19 protein-coding genes are annotated in these 17,137 nt (G+C 41.4%); 12 read left to right on the forward strand and 7 right to left on the reverse strand.

Annotation, left to right across the window (positions count from 1 at the left end):
• Nucleotides 1–7: 7 nt before the first annotated feature.
• On the forward strand, nt 8–457 hold the full coding sequence (locus LDM98_RS00185; RefSeq protein ID WP_223897080.1) for a hypothetical protein: 450 nt from the start codon (nt 8–10) through the stop codon (nt 455–457).
• Nucleotides 458–725: 268 nt separating this feature from the next.
• The gene (locus LDM98_RS00190; RefSeq protein ID WP_223897081.1) at nt 726–1,115 is read left to right on the forward strand and encodes a PA2779 family protein; all 390 of its coding nucleotides are present in this window, start codon (nt 726–728) and stop codon (nt 1,113–1,115) included.
• A gap of 15 nt (nt 1,116–1,130) precedes the next feature.
• On the opposite strand, the gene LDM98_RS00195 is transcribed toward LDM98_RS00190, so the two are convergent.
• On the reverse strand, nt 1,131–1,283 hold the full coding sequence (locus LDM98_RS00195; protein WP_223899076.1) for a hypothetical protein: 153 nt from the start codon (nt 1,281–1,283) through the stop codon (nt 1,131–1,133).
• A gap of 4 nt (nt 1,284–1,287) precedes the next feature.
• Between LDM98_RS00195 and LDM98_RS00200 the strand changes: the two genes are divergently transcribed.
• The 3 genes from LDM98_RS00200 to LDM98_RS00210 all read left to right on the forward strand — a co-directional run bounded on the left by LDM98_RS00200 (nt 1,288) and on the right by LDM98_RS00210 (nt 4,336).
• The gene (locus tag LDM98_RS00200; protein ID WP_238480208.1) at nt 1,288–2,073 is read left to right on the forward strand and encodes a PA2778 family cysteine peptidase; all 786 of its coding nucleotides are present in this window, start codon (nt 1,288–1,290) and stop codon (nt 2,071–2,073) included.
• A gap of 80 nt (nt 2,074–2,153) precedes the next feature.
• Nucleotides 2,154–2,885 (forward strand): alpha/beta fold hydrolase, encoded by a 732-nt coding sequence (locus LDM98_RS00205; protein ID WP_223897082.1) that lies wholly within the window; start codon nt 2,154–2,156, stop codon nt 2,883–2,885.
• Nucleotides 2,882–4,336, forward strand: a complete 1,455-nt coding sequence (locus LDM98_RS00210) for a UDP-N-acetylmuramoyl-tripeptide--D-alanyl-D-alanine ligase (RefSeq protein ID WP_223897083.1) — start codon at nt 2,882–2,884, stop codon at nt 4,334–4,336. The genes LDM98_RS00205 and LDM98_RS00210 overlap by 4 nt, the downstream gene beginning before the upstream one ends.
• A 4-nt stretch (nt 4,337–4,340) precedes the next feature.
• Here LDM98_RS00210 and LDM98_RS00215 read toward each other — a convergent pair whose 3' ends face one another.
• Complete coding sequence (locus tag LDM98_RS00215) at nt 4,341–4,772, reverse strand: META domain-containing protein (protein WP_223897084.1); 432 nt, start codon at nt 4,770–4,772, stop codon at nt 4,341–4,343.
• A 63-nt stretch (nt 4,773–4,835) separates the two neighbouring features.
• Here LDM98_RS00215 and LDM98_RS00220 point away from each other — a divergent pair, with 63 nt between their 5' ends.
• Entirely contained in the window at nt 4,836–5,642 is an 807-nt protein-coding gene (locus LDM98_RS00220) for a hypothetical protein (RefSeq protein ID WP_223897085.1), read from the forward strand.
• A gap of 1 nt (nt 5,643) precedes the next feature.
• Here LDM98_RS00220 and LDM98_RS00225 read toward each other — a convergent pair whose 3' ends face one another.
• Together LDM98_RS00225 and LDM98_RS00230 are read right to left on the reverse strand one after the other, a co-directional pair.
• Nucleotides 5,644–6,588, reverse strand: coding sequence for a CHAD domain-containing protein (locus LDM98_RS00225; RefSeq protein WP_223897087.1), 945 nt, complete (start codon nt 6,586–6,588; stop codon nt 5,644–5,646).
• A gap of 20 nt (nt 6,589–6,608) precedes the next feature.
• The gene (locus LDM98_RS00230) at nt 6,609–6,872 is read right to left on the reverse strand and encodes a hypothetical protein (protein WP_223897089.1); all 264 of its coding nucleotides are present in this window, start codon (nt 6,870–6,872) and stop codon (nt 6,609–6,611) included.
• Nucleotides 6,873–7,017: 145 nt separating this feature from the next.
• Here LDM98_RS00230 and LDM98_RS00240 point away from each other — a divergent pair, with 145 nt between their 5' ends.
• Nucleotides 7,018–8,910 (forward strand): TRAP transporter large permease subunit, encoded by a 1,893-nt coding sequence (locus LDM98_RS00240; protein ID WP_308443038.1) that lies wholly within the window; start codon nt 7,018–7,020, stop codon nt 8,908–8,910.
• Between the two features lie 46 nt (nt 8,911–8,956).
• On the opposite strand, the gene corA is transcribed toward LDM98_RS00240, so the two are convergent.
• On the reverse strand, nt 8,957–10,024 hold the full coding sequence (gene corA / locus LDM98_RS00245; protein WP_223897091.1) for a magnesium/cobalt transporter CorA: 1,068 nt from the start codon (nt 10,022–10,024) through the stop codon (nt 8,957–8,959).
• Between the two features lie 185 nt (nt 10,025–10,209).
• Between corA and LDM98_RS00250 the strand changes: the two genes are divergently transcribed.
• Nucleotides 10,210–11,178, forward strand: coding sequence for a MoxR family ATPase (locus LDM98_RS00250; protein ID WP_223897093.1), 969 nt, complete (start codon nt 10,210–10,212; stop codon nt 11,176–11,178).
• Between the two features lie 71 nt (nt 11,179–11,249).
• Here LDM98_RS00250 and LDM98_RS00255 read toward each other — a convergent pair whose 3' ends face one another.
• A complete protein-coding gene (locus LDM98_RS00255) occupies nt 11,250–11,639 on the reverse strand; it encodes a cytidine deaminase (protein ID WP_223897095.1) in 390 nt (129 codons plus the stop codon).
• A 101-nt stretch (nt 11,640–11,740) separates the two neighbouring features.
• Between LDM98_RS00255 and LDM98_RS00260 the strand changes: the two genes are divergently transcribed.
• From LDM98_RS00260 to LDM98_RS00275, 4 genes are all read left to right on the forward strand, one after another.
• Nucleotides 11,741–11,959 carry a hypothetical protein gene (locus LDM98_RS00260; RefSeq protein WP_223897096.1) on the forward strand — a complete coding sequence of 73 codons (219 nt, stop codon included), beginning with the start codon at nt 11,741–11,743 and terminating at the stop codon, nt 11,957–11,959.
• The gene (locus LDM98_RS00265; RefSeq protein WP_223897099.1) at nt 11,960–12,805 is read left to right on the forward strand and encodes a fructosamine kinase family protein; all 846 of its coding nucleotides are present in this window, start codon (nt 11,960–11,962) and stop codon (nt 12,803–12,805) included. It begins immediately after the preceding gene.
• The gene (locus LDM98_RS00270) at nt 12,802–13,299 is read left to right on the forward strand and encodes a protein disulfide oxidoreductase (RefSeq protein WP_223897102.1); all 498 of its coding nucleotides are present in this window, start codon (nt 12,802–12,804) and stop codon (nt 13,297–13,299) included. Before LDM98_RS00265 ends, LDM98_RS00270 begins: the two co-directional genes overlap by 4 nt.
• 167 nt (nt 13,300–13,466) lie before the next feature.
• A complete protein-coding gene (locus LDM98_RS00275; protein WP_223897103.1) occupies nt 13,467–14,246 on the forward strand; it encodes a TOBE domain-containing protein in 780 nt (259 codons plus the stop codon).
• 80 nt (nt 14,247–14,326) lie between these two features.
• Here the strand turns inward: LDM98_RS00275 and LDM98_RS00280 are convergent, their stop codons facing one another.
• Entirely contained in the window at nt 14,327–16,957 is a 2,631-nt protein-coding gene (locus tag LDM98_RS00280) for an ATP-binding protein (RefSeq protein WP_223897104.1), read from the reverse strand.
• Between the last annotated feature and the right edge of the window lie 180 nt (nt 16,958–17,137).

Genomic DNA, 17,137 nt, shown 5'->3' on the forward strand with positions numbered 1-17,137 from the left:
AATAATCATGGAAAAACTATATCAAGAGAAACTGGAAGAACTTGTATTGCTTCTGAATGATCCAGATGAAACTGTACTGATAAAAGAAGTGAAAGAGAAATTGGAAAACCTTCTAGCACTAGTGAAGCATCCAGAAAAAATTGAAAAAGAAAAACAAGCAAATAACAAAAAGCTGGAAAAAGTGGTAGCACTCGTGCATAATGCAATGGCCAACCCGGACCTTGAGCTTGAATATTGCATACCTGAAGAATCAGCTACACCAGAGCCTTATAGTGTCGCTGAGGATCCTTATATACATGTGAAGTATGCGTCTGGCGGGACACATATCATGAACCAAAATGTACGTATCGGGCCACAGTATCTATCCAAGGCACCAGATGATATAGCAACCCTTGTTACTTTTCATATCAAACAGTTTATTGAAGAGATCGATGCCACTGAGTACGGTGTACAGTAAGAGTTTATTCTAGAGTACAGACTATAGGTATCTATAGTCTATCTCTTTAATACGTACAGATTTAAACAATAAGACTTCTAAAGATACCCTCCCTATAGATTAAAATCATTCAATTCAAAATGCACAATGAAACATGCTATTCCAAAGAGATACACTATAATAAACAGACATTCATACCGGCTCTTTAGTAAGAAGATATTAAGGTGCGTTTAACATGAATAAAATTAGAATCTTTAAAAGATTAAAAATTCATAGAAAGAGGATTATCATGCGTATATCAAAACTTTTTTTATCTGTCATCTTAAGTATCTTGCTGCTGACTCAGACTTCATGGGCACAGATGGCTTCCACAGAGGCACTTTTTGAGCAGCAGGTAACAGTATCTCCAAAAGAGAAAGTGATGCAGTTCACTGCACGTGACGATGTCGCCAGAATATTGGAACAGATGGATGTTGATCCGCAAATGATCCAAAAGAGAGTTGCATCAATGACGGATGAAGAGGCATCACAGATCGCCCATAAGATCGACACAATGCCGGCTGGAAGCAGTGCAGTGGGTTCATTGATCGGTGCAGTGGTTTTTGTTTTTGTGCTTTTGGTGATCACGGATATTCTAGGGTTTACAAAAGTATTTGACTTTACCCGTTCTGTCCGTTAATGTGAGATCAAACAGCTATCTCTCCTTACTGTTTGTATGCGCTGCTTGGATATTACTGAGCGGTTGTACACCCAAAGAGCCTTCGCCTTTGGGTAAGTACCATACTTCTTCAACTATAAAAGTTCCTTTTGTATCCCCGCGTTCTGATCTTTGCGGTTCTACATCCATTGAAATGGTCTCCTCATATTGGCAGACCAGAACATCTTATGTCCCCCGTCTGTCACGGAATGAACTGGATAAACGGACATTGATCCCTGCAAAAGGCGGTACGCTTCAGCTAGAACTTGTCTCTACTGCACGGGCCAATGGTCTACTTGTCTACCCTTTGGAACCGACATTGGATGCACTTCTTACAGAATTGGAAAAACAACATCCTGTCATCGTACTGGTGAACCGTGGTTACTCATGGCACCCGCTCTGGCATTATGCACCTGTGACAGGATATGATAAAGAAAAGCAAACCATTTTGATGCATTTTTCAGATCAGCCGGATGAAGCAATGCCTCTCTCTACCTTTACGGCACTCTGGAAACGGAGCGGTAACTGGGGGGTTGTGCTCCTGCCGCCCGGCCAGCTGCCTGCATCAGCTTCAGCGAAACTGTTTTTGCGTGCTGCCTATGATCTTGAAAAAACAGGCATGAGGGATGAGGCCATCATCGCTTACAGATCTGCACTGCTGCGTTGGCCAAAAAATGCCGATACCTATTTTGCACTGGCCAATGCCTATTATCATTCTCATCAGTTCACTAAAGCGGAACAGAGCTACCATAAGCTTCTGTCTCTTGAACCGACGCATACCATGGCACTGAACAATTTGTCTGACCTTCTATGCAGAATGGGCAGACCAAAAGAGGCTTTGAAAGTGATCAGAAAGGCTGAGACAGAGGATGATGGAATGCAAGCCATTCTAAGATCCACACGAAAAGAGATCTCTAAAGGGTGTGTTCCTCAAAATTAAAACAGATACTATGATCTATCTGAAGCCAATGAATAGTAGCTTTATGTTAGAATAAATCAATTTTTTAAGAACGGTGAAATATGGCATCTAAAGAGATACGCTACAAGGAACAGACTTTTAAACTGGCTTATGAATTAATGAACCCTTCACAGGATGAGGTACTGCTTGTACTTCATGGATGGGGAAGCAACAAAGAGATCATGAAACAGGCTTTTGGTACTACTTTGCCCGACTACAAACATATCTATCTGGATATGCCGGGCTTTGGGAAAAGTACCAATGAGATGATCCTGACTACCGCTGACTATGCACATATCGTACAACTTTTTTTAGATGCTTTAGGTGTGAAGGCTACCATAGCTATGGGACACTCTTTTGGAGGGAAAGTCGCTACACTATTGAACACGCCTTGCCTGGTACTTCTCTCTTCAGCAGGTATCGTAACGGTGAAGCCATGGTCTGTCAAAGTGAAGATCGCAACCTTTAAACTTCTCAAGCCATTGGGTATGAAGAAGATTCGTGAACTTTTTGTGGCCCCTGATGTACAGGGTATGAGTCATGAAATGTACGAGACCTTTAAAAATGTCGTGGATGAGGATTTTGAAGCAGAGTTTGCCAAAAGCCAAAGCAAAGCACTTTGTTTTTGGGGGAAAGAAGATACAGCTACACCGCTTTATACAGGGGAGAAGATCGCAGGACTCATAGAGAACAGTGTTTTCTACCCTTTGGATGGAGACCATTATTTCTTCTTGACACACAAAGATCTTATCGCTAAAGCGATCACTGAACACTGTAAGGAAATGACAAAATGATACTACTGAATTCTATTTTTTACGCACTTTTCATCGTAGCGATAGGCTACTATTTTATTACCAACCTGCAGTGGTACAGCTATAAGCTCAACCGTGTATTGTTCCATCATACGAAAACATGGTGGCACTTTGTTTATTTCCTGGTACCGTTCGCACTGTATGCGTTTGTGGATGGTATGGGGAATTACGGTTTTGTCGTGGTCATTGCCTATTTGGCACTGCTGTTCCGGTGGTATAGAGGACTGGACAAATCTTTGGTGTTCACAGGAAGAGTGAAGCGTTTTTATACGGCGCTGATTCTTTTTGCGCTTTTCATCGCTGTAGTATTCAAACATTTTGCCGTGATCTTGCCGCTCTTTTTGGCGTATTTTGTTTCCATGCTCATTGAAAAGATGCTTTTTAACGGATTTAAAGTGAAAGCACAGAGGAAGATAGAAGCGATGGAAGATCTTATCATCGTGGGTATTACTGCCAGTTACGGGAAGACAAGCATCAAAAACTATGTGGAACATTTACTCCAAGCCAAATACAAAACCTATGCCACACCGCGTTCTGTCAACACACTTGGCGGTATCATGAAAGATATTAATGATGATCTTCCTGCCGATACTGAGGTCTATGTGGTTGAGATGGGTGCAAGGGGTGAAGGGGATATCGGTGAGATCAGCACTTTTGTGAACCCTCATTATGTGGTAGTGGGCAAGATAGGCCCTGCACATATAGAATACTTTAAAACAATGGAAAATATCCGTAACACAAAGATGGAGATACTCAAAACTGAGAGGCTCAAAAAGGCGTGGATACATGAAAGTGCCAGAGTCAAACCGGAGTCAAATGTACATACTTTCGGTACGAAAGAGAACTTGGATATAAGAACCAAAGAGGCTGCTCCGGAGTATATCGTAGAAGATGTACAGGCAACATTGGACAGTACAAGCTTTACACTGGATGGCGTAAAATACTCTGCAAGTATTCTGGGAGCATTCAATGCGATGAATTTGGCAGCGGCAGTACTTGTGGCCAAAGAACTGGGACTTAGTGATGCACAGATACAAGAAGGCCTTGCTACACTGAAAGCTGTGGATCATAGACTGCAGCGTATCGATGCCGGGGGGAAAGTGATCCTCGATGACAGTTTCAACGGAAACATCGACGGTATGATGGCTTCCTTTGATCTGGCAAGTACCTACGAAGGGCGTAAAGTGGTGATCACCCCGGGGCTTGTGGAAGTGGATGATGATCTGAATGTACAAGTGGCGCAAAGAGCCAATGAAGTGTTTGATGTCGTAGTGGTGACAGGAGATTTGAACTATGCGATATTTAAAGCGTATGTAGAGTCTGACAAGTTAGTGAAACTTGCTACCAAGGGTGAGATGGAAGCGATGCTTGTAGAACAAACACGCCCGGGAGACCTGATACTCTTTGCAAATGATGCACCGAGTTTCGTCTAAACGATCAGGAGCTCATCCATTTTAAAAAGAGTTCATGACTTGCGCTCTTTATAAGGATGCCTTCTACACCATTTTGCTTTGCTTTGGTGACAGTAAAACCTTCTTTTACAGTCTTGTGTAATCGTGTGCGCACATAGCGGTGTATGGACTGTCTGCATTCACTGGGTGTTGTAGAAATGTTTGAAAAGATACGTGTATCAGTGCTTCTTTTTAATTCACCCGAGATAGGGTTGCATCCGTCAAAGCCGCCCAATTTCATGTGCTTTGCATCAAAATCCAAAATGGCTCTTGCTTGTCGTACCTCTTTACCATCCATGGTACGTAGGTGCCAGTTTCCATTAAGGTCATCGAGGTCAAGCGTCTTTGTTTGGGCTGTGAGATAACTGGTACATAATGATACCAATAGTGTAGACATAAGTGTTTTCTTATAAACCATTTATAACTCCCCATATTATATAGTATAATGGAATTTTACATTGAAATGATTAACGGAGTATGTATGAGAACGATTTTATATTTTATTTTAGTCTTATCGCTGGTGCAGTCGACACTTTTTGCTACAGAGATCAAGCTCACAGAGAAACAGGCCAATTATATCGCCCAAAAAGTATGGCAGAATGAAGGTGCAGGGCTTGACAAGTATCTGGTGCATTGGAATGAGGGTGAAGCGTTTGCCTCTGTAGGGATAGGACACTTTATCTGGTTCTCTAAAGGGCATACAGAACGTTTCAGAGAGGTTTTCCCTATGGTACTGTCCTTTATGGAAGAGAGGGGTGTGGAGATGCCTGATTGGCTTGATTCCAAAACACCCCTGCCGTGGGATACCAAAGAAGCATTTTACGAGGCTAAAAGGTCACAGAGTCAAACGTATGTAGAGTTGTTCACGTTCTTGAAACATACCATGCCGGAACAGGCAGCGTTTATGGCACATCGTTTAAGTGAAGCACTGCCCCAAATGCTGGAGACCATAGAAAACCCTGAAAAGAAAGAACGTATCAAAGAACGGTTTAATGAGGTGATGCACAATGAAGACGGCTCGGTCAACGAAAGAGGACTCTATGTCCTTTTGGACTATACCAACTTCAAAGGTGAAGGGACACTCAAGAGTGAACGTTACAAGGGTGAGGGATGGGGACTCCTTCAGGTGCTTGAACATATGGACCCGGATGAACCGAACAGATTGAAAGCGTTTGCCGAGTCCGCCAAAGCCATGTTAAGCAGACGTATCAAAAACTCTCCTCCTGCACGCGGTGAAGAGCGCTGGCGAAAAGGGTGGAATGTACGGCTGGATACCTATTGGAAATAGTTTAGAGTTCGATGGTATGCTTTTTGAATTTGTGCAGTTTTTTTTGGGCTTTATGCAGTAACTTCTTTTGCTTCTTTGATGTTTTACCCAGGAGTCTCTTTTCAAGTTCCCGGCTGTGCGCTATACTTTTCTTCTTAGAGTTAAAGTAATCATGTAGCAGTTTGTTCTGATTCACCATATCATTGAAATCTCCAAGTATGGTTTGCAGTTTTTTACCCTTTTCGATCATCTTTTCGATCTTTTTCTCACCAAAGATATGTTGGAACTCTTCAAGGAGATAACGAAATTTTTTGAGTGATATCCTGATCTTATGCAGTTTTTTCTCACTAAAGTTCTTTTCCAAATCATCGATTCTTTGTATGATCTTCAGGTGTAGATCTTTGATCACCTTTTTTGCGGTTTTTTTTATGGTACCGATCTCATTCTCAGAAGTACGAAGGGTTTCACTCTGCAGAGCATCTTGGTACTTATGAACAAAATCTTCAAACATTTTTCCTCTCAAGATCTCTTCTATGATATGCTGTTCATGCGTTTGCTGTGCTTTAATGTCTTCTTGAATGACATCATGGTTTGTATCTACTTCTTTTAAACGTTCTTTGATGACATCAAGATCACGTTTTCGGTTCGTCTGTGTTGCAAGATCACTTAGGTTTTGATAGAAGTATGCAAGTTGGTCTTGGGGAAATAGAAAGCTGAATTCTTTTAAAAAAGCTCTGGATTTTCTGATATTGACTCTCAGCTGATGCAGGTCTTCTTCCTCATCATGTAAGAGGATACGTTCTTTATAAAAGAGTATAGAGAGAAGAAATTTGTATAGGATGAGACGGAGTGCATCAATGGGAGATAGATTAGGAATAAAATAAGCATCAAGTTCATTCATGTTTTTTGTCTCAAGTGTTTTAAAGACGGAATCATCAAGCAGATGCTTGGTTTCTCTTGCTTTCATGTGTTTTCCTGAGTAAGCTTTTATGGTTTTAATTTAAATACAGAAGGGTCTTCAAACCCTATAAATATATTATAACTGGGCCCATGCTCTCCGGAGATCTGATATTCATGTTTACAATCCATGCCGAGGTTGTTTGCATAGGATGCTATAAGGTCAACGACCTCTTTTTTTTTCGTAATGAATTTAATCACTTTGTCACCCTCATATCCTAAGAAACTCTCAATATAATCGATATCCAGTTCGATTGCGTACTTAATCATGCTCTTCATATTTGGCTGTAACATAGCAATCCTTTTTGATCAATTGTATCATAATTTATCAGAGATACATTTTACTTTAGGGAGCGGACGAGAGAGATATATGATGTCAAGCAACCCCTCATCACAAAAAAGATAAAATTTAAAAAAATATTCAAAAGAGACACTTTATATGTACCTTCAATCTTCCTACTATCTGGATCGTATCTCTAAATATGCAGGATCTAGTGCAGCATTCCTGGTGATTCTTCTTTCTTTGCTGGTAGCTTACGATGCAGCGATGCGTTACCTCTTTTCAGAAGGTTCGATAGCGCTTCAGGAGGTAGAATGGCATCTTTTTGATATGATATTCCTACTGGGGTTGACGTATGCGCTCAAACATGACAAACATGTCAGAGTGGACATTTTTTTTGAGCGTTATTCCAAAGAGAGCAGGGATATTGTACAGATACTTTCCATGCTCTTTCTGGTGATCCCTTTTTCTCTGGTTTTTTTGTCTGATGCTGTGGAGATGCTGATACAGAGCTATCTCCAGCATGAGATATCCAGTGACCCTGGCGGGTTGACACATCGTTACCTGATCAAAGGGGTCTTGGTGCTCTCTTTTATACTGCTTATACTGCAGGCACTCAGTGAAGTACTGAAAGCCTTTGGCAGACTGGAGAGTAAAAAAACATTCCTGCGTATTTTAGGGATCGTTATGCTACTTGGCGGACTTGTCTATGCCGCGGATCACTATGATATGGCCTATTGGGTTGACCCTATAGTGTTAATGTTCGCTTTGACACTGTTCTTGCTCATGGCTGGTTTTCAGGTCGCTTTTGTATTTGCCGGGGTGGCACTGCTTTTTGCTACGATCTCCAATGAAGTAGGGTTGGGCGTACTTGAGATGCTGCCTTACAGAACCTACGGCATCATGGGTAATGCGACATTGATGGCTGTGCCGCTTTTCATCTTTATGGGATTGATACTGGAAAGATCCAAGATGGCAGAAGGCCTGTTACTCTCTATGGGTAAACTTTTTGGCTCGATCAGAGGCGGTTTGGCTATCTCTGTAGTGTTGGTGGGAGCGATACTCGCTGCCAGTACAGGGATCGTCGGTGCATCTGTGGTCATGATGAGTCTCATCGCACTTCCTTTGATGCTTAAACATCACTACTCTCCGGCATTGGCTTCCGGATCCATTGCTGCGAGCGGTACACTTGGACAGCTTATCCCCCCATCTATCATTCTCATCATTCTGGGTGATCAGATGCATTTGTCTGTGGGTGACCTGTTCCGTGCAGCTGTAGTGCCGGGGCTTTTACTGATCGGTCTGTATATCCTCTATATCCTTTTCATCTCATACCTGAACAAAGAGATCGCACCGGCGATTGTCTTAGAGGAAGCATATGGTGAAGTGTGTAGAGAAGCATTTAAAGAGATCATCCCTCCTCTATTGCTCATAGGTGTCGTGCTGGGTTCCATCTTCACCGGTATTGCATCCCCTTCCGAATCGGCTGCTATAGGTGTTTTAGGTGCAATCCTTCTGGCGTGGGGTAAAAAGAACTTCTCGTATGAAACACTTCGCTATACAGCGATAGAGACGGTCAAACTCACCGCGATGATCTTCATGATACTCATCGGAGCCACAGCTTTTTCACTGGTCTTTAACGAACTGGGCGGCGGAGATATGGCGATGGCATTTTTTTCATCTGATGGGGTATTGGGAGACATGGATGATACATGGATGTTCATTCTTATTGCCATGCTGGTTATTTTCCTACTGGGATTCTTTATCGATTTCATTGAGATCGCTTTTGTGGTGGTACCTATTTTGGTACCTATCGTGGCATCTTTGGGTATAGACCCTGTGTGGTTTGCCATACTCATAGCGATGAACCTGCAGGCATCGTTTCTGACACCTCCATTTGGGTTTGCACTTTTTTACCTTAAGGGTGCTGCTGGTAACAAAGTAAGTACCGGAGCCATATACAAGGGTGTCATACCGTTTATAGGATTACAGCTTTTGGCACTGCTGATCATCATCTTGTATCCCGATCTGATCTATCTGTTCGGGAAGTAGATCTGTGGGTGAAAATACAATATTTGGTGAAATATTGTATTTAGGGCTAGAGCCATTTTTTCTTTTTAAAGTATACCAGTGATACAACAGTAATAGTAATGAATACTATCCATAATGTAGGATAGGCCCAGTGCCATTTGAGTTCGGGCATATATTCAAAATTCATTCCATAGATGCCCGCAAGGAAAGTCAAAGGAATGAAAATGGAGGCAAATACAGTCAGTACCTTCATGACTTCATTCATTTTATTACTAACGCTGGATATGTAAATGTCTAATAATCCCGAAAGTATATCCCTGTAGGATTCGATGGATTCTGTGATACGAATGGCATGGTCAGATACATCTCTGAGGTATATATGTGTTTTTTCCTGTATCAGATCACTATCACTGCGGAGCATACTTGCCATCACCTCTCTCAAAGGAGATGTGTTTTTTCTTATATGAATGATCTCTCTTTTAATTTTCTGTATCATGTTGAGTGTATTGATGGTTGATTCGGAATTCAATAGATCATCTTCAATGGACGTAATGACATCATCTAGATCATCGATTAAAATAAAATTCTGGTCAACAATGGTATCTAAAATGGCATAGGCAAGATAATCAGACTGTGCATCTCTGAAACGGCTTTTAGTAGTTTTAATACGTTGTATGACAGGTTGAAAGATATCATCTATTTTCTCTTTAAAGATGAAAACAAAATTTTTGAGGATCAATAGACTTATTTGTTCATAATTGACAGTAAACTCCTCATCCTCTGACAATAGGCATTTGAGCACAATATACAGGTAATTATCATATTCTTCAAACTTAGGCCTTTGATGTGTGTTTAAAACATCTTCCAGAACGAGTTGGTGTATGTCAAACATGCTTCCGATCTTTTCAACAATATCTACATTTGACAGTCCTTCAATGATGACCAAAGTCATCGTATCACTCTCTTTATATTTCAGAATTTCATCGACAGATTCAATGTGTTTCTCTTCCACCTCCTCTTTACTGTAATCAACGATCGTCATTTTGGTTTCTATAGTGTGAACATTACCGACATGAATAAGTGAACCAGGAGGCAGACCTAACTTTTCTGATGCATAGTTTAAAGACTCATACATTGATTCCTACTTTCAAAAGAGATTTTAATGCTTTTACGGCCGTTATGATATATTTTACTTGGATTACTCTTAAGTGGAACTATGAAAGTGTCAGTAGTTATGGTTTTATATTTTGAATAGAAATCGATTTCGGTCATAAGTGATTTATGGGTATGATAATCGTGTAATAAATGAGAAGGGTTAATATGACACCTAGGGAATCGATTAAAATACTGGAAGATAGAATGAATGCGGCTGTGCTGGGACAGGAGCATATTGTTTCAAGACTGATCATGGGCCTGCTTGCTGATGGCAATATACTTGTAGAAGGATTGCCGGGACTGGCAAAGACCAGAGCTGTACGTGCGATGGCAGATGCAATAGAAGGTAAATTTTCACGCATTCAGTTCACGCCTGACCTTCTTCCCTCTGATGTGATAGGTACCCAACTGTTACAGGAAGAGAATGGCAAACAGACATTCCATTTTCATCCGGGGCCAATCTTTGGAAACATCATCTTGGCAGATGAGATCAACCGTGCACCGGCCAAAATCCAATCGGCCATGCTTGAAGCAATGGAAGAACGACAGGTGACCGTGGCAGGAAAAACCTATAAACTGCCTGAACTTTTTATCGTGATGGCCACACAGAATCCTTTGGAGCAGGAGGGAACCTTCCCTTTATCCGAAGCACAGAAAGACCGTTTTTTCATGCATGTGAAGATCGATTATGCGAAGATGGATGCAGAGTTTGAAATGATCAAAATGATACAAGAAGAGCGGTTTAACGCCCCTGCACCCCATGCAAAGATCTCTCAGGAGATGATCTTTGCTGCACGCCGTGAGGTGGCACAGGTGAAATTTAGTGATGCGCTTGGGCATTATATGGTAGAGTTGGTCTTTGCAACACGTTATCCGCTCAGGTACAGTAAACAACTCGAAGTGATGATCGATGTGGGGGTAAGCCCGCGTGCGACGTTGGCACTGACACAGTGCGCGCAGGCCAATGCATGGATGTATGGCAGAGATGAAATGACAGTCCAAGATGTAAAAGCTGTCATCCATGATGTCTTTCATCATCGTCTGGTCATCAGTGAACATGCCCTTCAGAATAAACGAACGCCAGAAGGGATCATAGATATTATCTTAGAACAGGTTCCGTTCCCAACGCGTTAGGTAAAGAGCCGACTGAAAAACGACCCTCTGCCTGCGGGTACCCATGCTTTCTTTGGTCAGAGACAAATATCTTATCCTGCTCTTGGTTTCCAACGGTTGGGTAGCAGTTCGTCCAGGGTCATATAGTCCTTTTCTGAGAGATAGACTTTGGTATGGATATTCTTTGCATCGACCTGAAATAACAATTCTCTGCATCGTCCACATGGCGGTCTGATAGAGTCTGAACTTACAGCAACGATCATTTCGATCTGTGTCTCTCTGTGCTTCAGCATTTCTGCAATCGCCGAGTGTTCGGCACAAAACCCGATGCCACAGGCTATATCAATATTAATACCTGTGTAGATATTCCCCTGGCTTGTCAACAGTGCAGCAGCAACGGATCCTGCAGAATAATGCTCGCTACTTAGTGTATATTCACCGAGTATTTTGTGCGCTTCTTCAATCAATTTTCTTACGCTCACACCATCCCTTTGTCTGTGTAGTTTTTATTTTGTCAGTATATCCAAATATTCGTACGATTTGAAAAAAGAAGAAAATAGAGTTCTTACAGTAAAATACAAACATGGAAAAAGATATAAAAATAGAACTTAAACATACTACGGTGGAAAATCTCAAAAGTTTTTCAGAGATACTGGGAAAAGACATCAACACCATGCTTGAAGAGGCATTGGAAGAGTACTTTGAGTCTCAGCAGCAGAAGCTTATGGAGAAAAACCTCTTTGATGAGAATGCTATGACGAACCTGGACTTCGATGAATTCTGGGATGACCTGGACATTTAGGTGAAAGAAGCACTCAGTAAAGCTTTAGGCCAGGATGTGAAACGTTTGGACCTGCTGCAGCAAGGTCAGATCGGAAGCATATACATCGCCAGTGTAGTAGATCAAAGGTATGTAGTCAAGCATTCTGAAGAGACAGAAAAGCTGGCCATAGAAGCGCGTATGCTTGAGGATCTCTATGAAGCTAAGATCCGTGTACCTCGTGTGATCATCTCCAAAGGACCTTTTTTAGTACTTGAACAGATTGAAACCATTGCTCAGGACAAATCTGCTCAGGAGGTAGAAGCTGCAAAGCTTTTAAGCAGACTGCACTCTGTCACCAATGAAAATCGTATGTATGGCTACTATTACGACACGACCATCGGCCCGTTTACCCAAAAAAATGAGCAAACCCAATACAATTGGACACTTTTCCTGGGACAGATGCGTATCATGCCCATGGCACGACACTGTTATGATATGGGGAAATTACCAAAACAGGTGGTCGACCGACTGGAAGCATTGTGTCGTGACCTCTACAAGCGGATCGATATACGTACCATTTCCCCTTCATTGCTGCATGGAGATGTCTGGAGCGGGAATGTGCTATTTGAAAGAGAGGGGGCTTGTCTGATAGACCCTGCTATCTACTATGGGGACAAAGAGATGGAACTGGCTTTCATACTGCTTTTTGGTACCTTTGGAGAGACGTTTTTTAATACCTATCGGGAACACCATCCTCTCAGCGATGATTTTTATGAAAGCAAGGTACCGCTTTATCAGATCTATCCGATTTTGGTGCATGTGGCATTGTATGGCGGCAGCTATCTAGCAGAACTTGAAGGCATACTCAAAAGGTTGAAGATATGACGAGACGGAAGATAAAATCTACCCTCAAAGAGATCACTATAGCCCTGGTACTTTTGTTTATAGTGAGTCAACTCATCAGTTATATTCGTGCACCTGATCTGGGGTCAAGCCAGTTGCCACAGATTGAAGCAACACTTGTAGATGGCAGTACTTTTATCGTTAAGAAGGGGGAACCGTTACTTATCCACTTTTGGGCTATTTCCTGTCCGGTCTGTAAACTTGAAGCACCCAATATAGAAACGGTATCCAAAGAGCATGAAGTGTTGACTATTGCTGTCAATTCAGGAAGTAATGAAAATATACAAGCGTATATGCAAGAGCATGGATTGCATTTTAAAGTGCTCAATGATACAGAGGGTTTTTGGTCAAAGGCATTTAAAATAGAGGTATTCCCAACAACATTCATTTATGATGCAAAAGGTAAGTTGAGGTTTACAGAAGTCGGCTACACGACAACTGCAGGATTGTTAGCCCGGTTGGAATGGGCAGAATAAGAGAAATACACTACATTATCTTTACTGATGAGCGTTTGTATGTACTTTAGTATAGGAGCGTTCCTCTCCCTTATCAGCGAAGGTATCCACTCTCAAAAAGCATTACCTGTTTAAGTAAATCATACTATAATTTTGACCATGATGTTATAGCCTATATAAGGAAGCAGATGGAACTTTCATCAAAACTGACACTGGAAATGTTAGGTAAACCTTTTTTGCTCGAGAAGCGTATAGAACTGCTCCATGCCATAGAAAAGTATGGCTCGATCTCTAAAGCGGCGAAGGCTGTACCGATGAGTTATAAAAGTGCATGGGAAGCAGTGGATACGATGAACTCTCTTTCCCCGCAGCCGATCGTCTGTAGAGAGACAGGCGGAAAAGATGGTGGCGGTACGACCATTACTGCCTATGGCAAAAGGCTTTTATCAAATTATGCACTGCTTAAAGAAGAACATGATCGTTTTTTAAAAAGGTTATCAGAGGCAACAGATATCCAAAGCGGTGCATTTGAGACCATTGAAAGACTTGCCCTGCAAATCTCTGCACGCAATCAAATACAAGCTGAGGTTGTGTCTGTGGAATCTGAAAATGTGAATGCAAAAATACGCCTAAAGATGAAAAGTGGGCAAGAACTGGTATCTGTCATTACCAAAGAAGCAGTAGAGAACTTGCAGATTGAAAAGCATCAAACGGTTACAGCGATATTTAAATCCAGTACAGTACTACTCTCACGGGACAACGATGCAAAGCGAGCAGAAAATAGACTGAAAGGTACGGTCACAACCATAGACAAAGATATAGAAAATGCCAAGGTAGTCATGGATATAGGCAATCATGACAGTATCGTTTCAGTGATGCCTGTAAGTGTTTTGGAAGGGATGGAAATTCATGAAGGCAGTGTCGTGACGGCTATGATAAAAGCAAATGATGTGATGTTAGGAAGATAAAAATAAGTGAGATATGATCAGTATGGACGATGCGCAGGGTTCTACTGCACCTATCATGCATAGGGAGGAGCAAGTTGTTCTTATGCAGCTCCCCGGATGATCCTCTCCTCAAAATAGGTTTGAAAGAGATGGTTCAAAGCTTCAAGGTCTATAGGTTTTGAAAGGTAACTATCCATACCGGCACTCATATATTTTTCTCTATCTCCCGCAAGTGCATTGGCAGTCAATGCAACGATCGGAATATGTGCTTTATGGTTTTTCCTTTCATAGCTGATGATCTGACCTGTTGCTTCCATACCACCCATGACAGGCATTTCGATATCCATGAATATCAAGTCATACTCATTTTTCATACGCTGTTCAAGTGCCTCTTGTCCATTATTCGCGATGGTGACCTCTATACCGAGTCGACCGAGTACATTGAGTATCAGCTTTTGGTTGATCTTATTATCTTCTGCAACCAGCACATGTACATTTTTAAAGGCAAGATTCTCTTTCTTCTCTGAACTATCCTCTTTATCATTCAGCATTCGAAGTGTTTTTGTAAAGTTCACAGGCTTATAGAGTATCTTATCTATTCGTGATGTGTATCGCTTGAGATTTTTTTTCTGGTCTCCTGTGGATATCACAATGATCTTTGTATCAAGGTCAAGGAACGGTTGAAGTTCGTCATCTCTCTGACGGAATTTATGGTCAATAAAAAGAATATCAGGGAGTTGAGAGGTACCTTTTAATGCCAAGAGTGATTCATCGGTATAACGCTTGATAGTGGCTCCGGTGTAAGCGATATAGGTTTCAAGGTTTTTATTGATATAGTACTCTGTATCGAGATGTGAATTAAGAATACCAACGGTGCAGGCACTCATATCCTCTACTTCTCTTTGTACCGCGCTCTTAGGTTTTTTCAGTGTCAGGGTGAAATAGAAGGTAGAGCCTTCATCTTTGACACTTCGAATGCTCAGTTTCCCTCCCATATGGTCTATGAATTTACCTGATATAGAGAGTCCCAGACCCGTACCTCCGTACTGTCTGCTTGTACTGACATCTGCTTGTGAAAATGCCTCAAATATTTTTCCCTGTTGCTCCTTGGTAAGACCGATACCTGTATCAGACACTTCAAAATTGACGTTTACTTTATCCTCATCCTCAAAGAGCTTTTTGATCGATACACTTACTTCACCGTTTGTAGAAGTGAATTTAATGGCATTACTGACAAGGTTCACGATGACCTGAGAGATCTTCGTAGGATCCCCTATCAGCAGTGTAGGCAGTGTCGGATCCAAAAAGATGTTAAAGTCAATATGGTTTTCAGCCGCTTTGGCCGCATAGGATTCAACCGCTGATTCAAAGGTATCTACCGGATCGAATTCTATGGCTTCGAGTTCTATTTTCTGTGCTTTGATCTTGGAGAGATCAAGAATATCATTGACGATGGTCAGAAGATTGTCGGAACTCTTCTCTATCACTGAAATAAATTCAGCTTGTTCCTCTGAAACATCTGTCTCTTTGAGTAATTGTGTAAATCCAAGAATACCGTTGAGAGGGGTACGTATCTCATGGGACATACTGGCAAGAAAGAGGTCTTTGGTCTGATTCCCGTCTTTAATGGTCTTGAGCAAAAAACGATAGATATGATCCACCTTACCGTTACGGATCAATCTATGAAGCTCATTTTGTTGGTTTTCATTCAGTACCAGTTTGATATCTCTTAAGGTCTCCTCGGAGATCTGTGTATCATTTTCTATCTTGGAAACTAAACTGAAAAGTTTAAGCAGTACAAGCAATAAGATAACTGTTGCCCCTCCATACCATGCCAGAATCTCTCCGTGTTGCGTGACGGTTTCTTTATTGATCGCTTGGATCTGATGACGCAGTAGGGATTGTACTTTGTTGAAATAATCCATTTTTATATCTATCTGGTTTGACCAACCAAGAGGGGAGACTGAGTATCTTCCTGATCTTGATTCATAGGAGATCATGTCGCGTGCTTCAGACATGATAGTGTTGAACTTTTCCACAGAAAGCAGTTCGCTGAGTTTTAAGGCTACGGCACTGTCTGCAAGGGTATAAAACTGGGGTAAGGTATCTTTGTGTATCAATTGCTCCCAAAATTCTCTCTCTTTATCACTTATGCTTCTGGATCCAAGTAAGATAGAAGAGATCAGTATATGTTCCTGTACAGTGTTCTCCTTCAGTGCCGTATACTTTTGGTACATCATCAGATAACTTTTCTTTTCCTCAGACCTTTCTGCAGCAGTAACTTCCTGCACTATCTGGAACAATGGATTAAAGACCTTATCATGGTAGATCTCGCTAGCGTTATCATGTAAATCATCTACATCTCGACGCACCAGTTCTAACGCTTCAGTAGCCTGCTTGATATAGGTACGATAGCGTGTAAACTGATCGTCCTGTTTGGTAAATGCATCAAACTCCAATAGATATTGATCGGTCTTCAACCTTGACTCTTTGAGTTTTTTTAAGTCTTCTTTGTTCTGTGTGACCAGGTAGGTAGCACTCTGTACTCTTTCCTCTATCATATGTTTCATAACTGACTCAAAATGTTTTACAAACGAAGAAACCTCCGCACTGTTCTGTGCCGTTGCATATCTTTGATAAGAGAGATAGGTATAATACGATGTCACTCCTGATATCCCTATAAGGATAAGTATAAGCAGAGTGAGTATTAATTTGTTTTTCAATATCTTCATGTTAATCCTTTTAGCAGCTTCTGCTACGATAAAGTGTTCGTGGTATGAGTATCAATAAAGAGGATTGAGATATAGGTTTGATGGTATTTCTGAGACTATGATTCATAGAAGACCCCTTTATTATTCTTTAAAAGTATTGAAGCATAAAGTGTAGATAGAATTACGTAGAATAGTCCATAG

Source organism: Sulfurovum sp. TSL1 (assembly GCF_019972135.1).
GTDB lineage: Bacteria > Campylobacterota > Campylobacteria > Campylobacterales > Sulfurovaceae > Sulfurovum.